The sequence below is a fragment of the Castellaniella sp. genome, from assembly GCF_034007085.1.
Classification (GTDB): domain Bacteria; phylum Pseudomonadota; class Gammaproteobacteria; order Burkholderiales; family Burkholderiaceae_B; genus Castellaniella.
In genome coordinates this window covers 1-5,211 of record NZ_JAVERO010000137.1, presented here as the reverse complement: position 1 = coordinate 5,211, position 5,211 = coordinate 1, and the positions used below count along the sequence as shown (strand labels likewise).

Annotated in this window: 5 protein-coding genes; all 5 read left to right on the top strand. The window is 63.2% G+C overall.

Annotated elements, in window-relative coordinates:
- Positions 1 to 936: YdgA family protein (locus RBR29_RS10305; protein WP_320349053.1), on the top strand; the 936-nt coding region annotated here is incomplete at its 5' end.
- Positions 937 to 1,098: 162 nt separating this feature from the next.
- Positions 1,099 to 2,694: an ABC transporter substrate-binding protein gene (locus RBR29_RS10300; protein WP_320349052.1), complete on the top strand. Its 1,596-nt coding sequence runs from the start codon at positions 1,099 to 1,101 to the stop codon at positions 2,692 to 2,694.
- A gap of 114 nt (positions 2,695 to 2,808) precedes the next feature.
- Entirely contained in the window at positions 2,809 to 3,837 is a 1,029-nt protein-coding gene (gene dppB / locus RBR29_RS10295; protein WP_320349050.1) for a dipeptide ABC transporter permease DppB, read from the top strand.
- A 1-nt stretch (position 3,838) separates the two neighbouring features.
- The gene (gene dppC, locus RBR29_RS10290) at positions 3,839 to 4,732 is read left to right on the top strand and encodes a dipeptide ABC transporter permease DppC (RefSeq protein WP_320349049.1); all 894 of its coding nucleotides are present in this window, start codon (positions 3,839 to 3,841) and stop codon (positions 4,730 to 4,732) included.
- Positions 4,733 to 4,734: 2 nt separating this feature from the next.
- Positions 4,735 to 5,211, top strand: a 477-nt coding sequence (locus RBR29_RS10285; protein WP_320349048.1) for an ATP-binding cassette domain-containing protein, incomplete at its 3' end; no start/stop codon positions are given.

Below are 5,211 nucleotides of genomic sequence, written 5' to 3'. Positions count from 1 at the left end.
GATCGTCTGGATTTCAGCGGCGGTGAGGTACGAATCGACTACGCCCCCGAGGCGCGCCGGACAGCGGTGTCCGGGCACATCGATCGACTGGCCGCGTTCGATGCCGATTCCGGCGTCCGGGTGCGCTTCGAGGGCCTGGATTTCGATGGGGCGACCACCCAGAGCGGCGAGTCCGATCTGCAGTCGCAGCAGCAGGCGCGGTTCGGCCAGGTCCAGATCGATGTGTCCGATGCGCCGCCCGTCGTATTGGTCGGCCCGTCGCTGCGTTCGGATGCGGCGCGCACCGGCAGCCTGCTGGACAGCCGGCTGGTCTATGACCTGGGGCAGCTGCAGATCGATCGCCAGGACATGGGGCGGATCACGGTGTCGCTGTCGGCCGAACATCTGGATGTGCCGGCTGTGCAGGCCCTGGCCGGGGCGTTGGAACGCATGGGTGGGGACCGCGATCCCGACGAGGGCCTGTCGGATGCGGATGCGCAGCGGCTGCGCGAACTGGCCGCGCCTGTGCTGGCCGCCGGCCCGCGGCTGGCGCTCGATGGCCTGCGCTGGGAAACCCCGCAGGGGACGAGCGAACTCAAGGCCCTGGCGGAATTTCATCCAGCGCCTGACGAAGCGCCCCAGGATCTGGGGGGATTCATCGAAAGCGCCATCCGTCAGTTGTCCGCGCAATTGAGTCTGTCCAAGCCCATGGTGTTGCAGGTCGTGCGCCAGGCGCAGCAGGAAGACGGCAGTGCCGACATGGCGGTGGCGCTGGTCAGCATGCTGTTCGATCAGTATGCCGGCAGGCTGGAACGGCAGGGGCTGGCACGGCGCCAGGGGGATGCCGTGACCGCCGACTATCGCTATGCCGACGGGCAGGTCACGGTCAACGGCCAAACGATGTCGCCGGCCGAGTTCGTGGCGCAGTTCGGCGGCCTGGCGGGCCTGATGCCCTGATTGCAAAAATTGCGTGAATCATTATGCGGGTAATTCAGGATGCCTCCGCACTAGAGTCGGCGTGGTGTTTCATGCTATGTTTCGAAGCATTTCCGGCACTACCGGCAGCGGGCTCGGCATCCAGCCCGCCCACCATTCATGGCCCCACTCAAAGAGGTAACGATGAACAAGATCTTCAAGCGAACGCTGGGCCTGGCCCTGGTGTCCATGGCGATGGCGAGCGCGCAGGCCGCCACTACGTACGTTTACTGTTCCGAAGGTTCGCCCGAAGGCTTCAACGCCGCTTTCTTCACATCGGGCACGACCAATGATGCGACCCATCCGGTCTTCGACCGCCTGGTCGAATTCGAGGCCGGTTCCACCGAGATCGTGCCGGGCCTGGCCGAATCCTGGGACATCAGCGAAGACGGCAAGGTCTATACCTTCCACCTGCGCAAGGGCGTGAAGTTCCATTCCAGCAAGCTGTTCAAGCCGACGCGCGATTTCAATGCCGATGACGTGCTGTTTTCGTTCCAGCGCCAGAAAAACGCCGATCATCCCTACCACAAGGTCTCGAACGGTTCGTACCAGTATTTCGACGGCATGGGCATGGGCGATCTCATCGACCGCATCGAAAAGGTCGACGACCATACCGTCCGTTTTGTCCTGCACCGCCCCGAAGCGCCGTTCATCGCCAACTTGGGCATGGATTTCGCCTCGATCCAGTCGGCGGAATATGCCGACGCCATGCTCAAGGCCGGCACGCCCACCAAGGTCGATACCGATCCCATCGGCACCGGGCCCTTTGAATTCGTCACCTACCAAAAGGACGCGCGCATCCTGTACAAGGCGTTCAAGTCCTACTGGGGCGACCAGCCCAAGGTCGATCGCCTGGTCTTCGCCATCACGCCCGATGCTTCGGTGCGCTACGCCAAGCTGCAAAAGAACGAATGCCAGTCCATGCCGTATCCGAATCCGGCCGATCTGGATTCGATGCGCCAGAATTCGGATGTCCAGTTGCTGGAACAGGCCGGCCTGAACGTTGGCTATCTGTCGTTCAACACGGAAAAGAAACCCTTCACCGACGTGCGTGTGCGTCAGGCCCTGTCCATGGCCATCGACAAGCCTGCCATCATCGCTGCCGTGTTCCAGGGCGCGGGCCAACCGGCCAAGAACCTGCTGCCGCCGACCATGTGGAGCTATAACGACGAGATCCAGGACTGGCCGCACGATGTGACCAAGGCCAAGGCGCTGCTGGCCGAGGCCGGCTACCCGGACGGTTTTGAAACCGATCTGTGGGCCATGCCGGTGCAGCGGCCCTACAATCCGAACGCACGGCGCATGGCCGAGATGATCCAGGCCGACTGGGCCAAGATCGGTGTCAAGGCCAAGATCGTCACCTACGAATGGGGCGAATACCTGAAGCGTTCCAAGGCCGGCGAACACCAGACCATGCTGATCGGCTGGACGGGGGACAACGGCGATCCGGACAATTTCCTGGCGACCCTGTTCAGCTGCGCGGCGGCCAAGGATGGTTCCAACTATTCCCGCTGGTGCTATCAGCCATTCGAAGACCTGATCCAGCCGGCCCGCACCACGTCTGACCACGCCAAGCGCGTCGAACTCTACAAGCAGGCCCAGGTCGTGATGCATGAACAGGCACCGGCCGTCATGATCGCGCATTCCACGGTATTCGAACCGCTGCGCAAGGAGGTCAAGGGCTATACGGTGTCGCCCGTGGGCCGTCACATTTTTGACCGCGTCAGCCTCGGCAAGTAAGCCGCTGCTGAACCCGCGCGATCCGCGCCCCGGCACCCGCAGAGCGGGCTCGCCATGGCGCGGATCGTCTTTCCTCATCCGATCCTTCCCTTGCCGGAAGGACGCGTACGTGCCATGCTTTCCTTCATCCTCAAACGCGTCGGGCTGGCCATCCCGACATTCATCGGCATCACGCTGCTGACTTTTGCGTTCATCCATCTCATCCCCGGCGACCCGGTGATGATCATGGCGGGCGAGCGCGGCCTGTCGCCCGAGCGTCATGCAGCCATGATGGCCCAGCTGGGCCTGGACCAGCCGCTGTGGACGCAGTATGGCCATTATGTCTGGGGCGTGCTGCACGGCGACCTGGGCACATCGCTGACCACCCGCGAACCGATCTGGTCGGAATTCGTGCCGCGTTTCCAGGCGACGCTGGAACTCAGTATCGTGGCCATGGTGATTGCGCTGCTGATCGGCATCCCGGTCGGGGTGCTGGCCGCCGTCAAGCGCGGCTCTTTCTTTGATCATGCCGCCATCACGGCGGCCCTGACCGGCTATTCCATGCCGGTGTTCTGGTGGGGCCTGATGCTGATCATGCTGGTGTCCGTGCAACTGGACCTGATGCCAGTGTCCGGGCGCGTCAGCGCCGCCGTGTTCCTGGACCCCGATCAACCCCTGACTGGTTTCATGCTGATCGACACCCTGTTGTTCGGCGATGAAGGCAATTTCCTGGACGCCCTGCATCATATCCTGCTGCCGGCCTTCGTCCTGGCGACGATTCCGCTGGCCGTCATCGTGCGCATGACGCGCTCCTCGATGCTGGAAGTGCTGAACGAGGACTACATCCGCACCGCGCGGGCCAAGGGGTTGTCACGCCTGCGGGTGGTCGTGGTGCATGCGTTGCGCAATGCGCTGTTGCCGGTCCTGACGGTGATCGGACTGCAGGTGGGCGTGCTGATGGTCGGGGCGATCCTGACCGAGACCATCTTTTCCTGGCCCGGGGTCGGCCGCTGGCTGATCTACGGCCTGGAACAGCGCGACTATCCTGTCGTCCAGGGGGGCGTGCTGATGGTTGCCACCCTGATCATCATCGTCAATATGTGCGTCGATATCCTGTACGGGCTGGCCGATCCGCGCATCCGCCATCGCCGGGGGAGAAACTGACATGTCTACCACCGCAACCGCCGCCGTCCCGGCGCCGCCAGGGCCGTTCAAGTCCTTCTGGCAGGATTTCCGCCGCAATCGAGGGGCTTTGATCGGCCTGTATTACATCGCAGCCATGCTGCTGATCGCGATTTTCGCCGGTGTGATCGCGCCGCACGATCCTTCCACGCAGTATCGCGATGCCTTGCTGCAACCGCCTGCCTGGCTGGATGGCGGATCCTGGCGTTTCGTCCTGGGCACCGATGACGTGGGCCGGGACATCCTGTCGCGCCTGATCCATGGCGCGCGACTGTCGCTGCTGGTGGGATTCCTGGTGGTCAGCGTGTCTCTGGCGCTGGGGATCTTTTTTGGCGTCATCGCCGGCTACATGGGCGGGATCGTCGATATCACCATCATGCGTCTGGTGGACATCATGCTGGCGCTGCCCAGCCTGCTGATGGCGCTGGTGCTGGTGGCGATTTTCGGACCATCGATCGTCAATGCATCCCTGGCACTCAGTTTCGTGGCGCTGCCGCACTATGTCCGGCTGACGCGGGCGGCGGTGCTGCGTGAAATGACCTGTGATTACGTGATCGCTTCGCGCGTGGTGGGGGCAGGCGCCTGGCGGCAGATGTTCATCAACATTCTGCCCAATTGCCTGGCGCCGCTGATCGTGCAGGCATCCCTGGGGTTTTCCAATGCCATCCTGGACATGGCTGCACTGGGGTTCCTGGGCATGGGGGCCCAGCCGCCCACCCCGGAATGGGGCACCATGCTGGCCAATGTGCTCCAGTTCGCGCAGAGCGCCTGGTGGGTCGTGACTTTTCCCGGCCTGGCCATTCTGTTGGCTGTGCTGGCCTTCAATCTGATGGGCGATGGCCTGCGCGACGCCCTTGATCCGCGCCTGAAAGTGTGACCATGCTCGAAATCCAGAATCTATCCGTCCATTTCGGTGACGAGGCCGAACCTTTCAAGGCCGTGGATCGGATCAGCTATGCTGTCCAGGCCGGCGAGGTCGTCGGCCTGGTGGGGGAATCGGGTTCAGGGAAATCCGTCAGTTCCCTGGCCTTGATGGGGCTGATCGACTTTCCCGGACGGGTTCATGCCGACGCCCTGCGTTTCGATGGCCGGGATCTGCTGCGCATGCCAGAAAAGCAGCGCCGTTCGCTGATCGGGTCCGAGGTCTCGATGATCTTCCAGGATCCGATGACCAGCCTGAACCCCTGTTACACGGTCGAATACCAGATTGCCGAGGCCTTGCGCGCCCATGGCGGCGGTTCGCGGCGTGCGCTGCGAACCCGGGTGATCGAACTGCTGGAACAGGTCGGCATCCCCGATCCGGAATCGCGCCTGCGTGCCTATCCGCATCAGCTGTCGGGCGGCATGAGCCAGCGC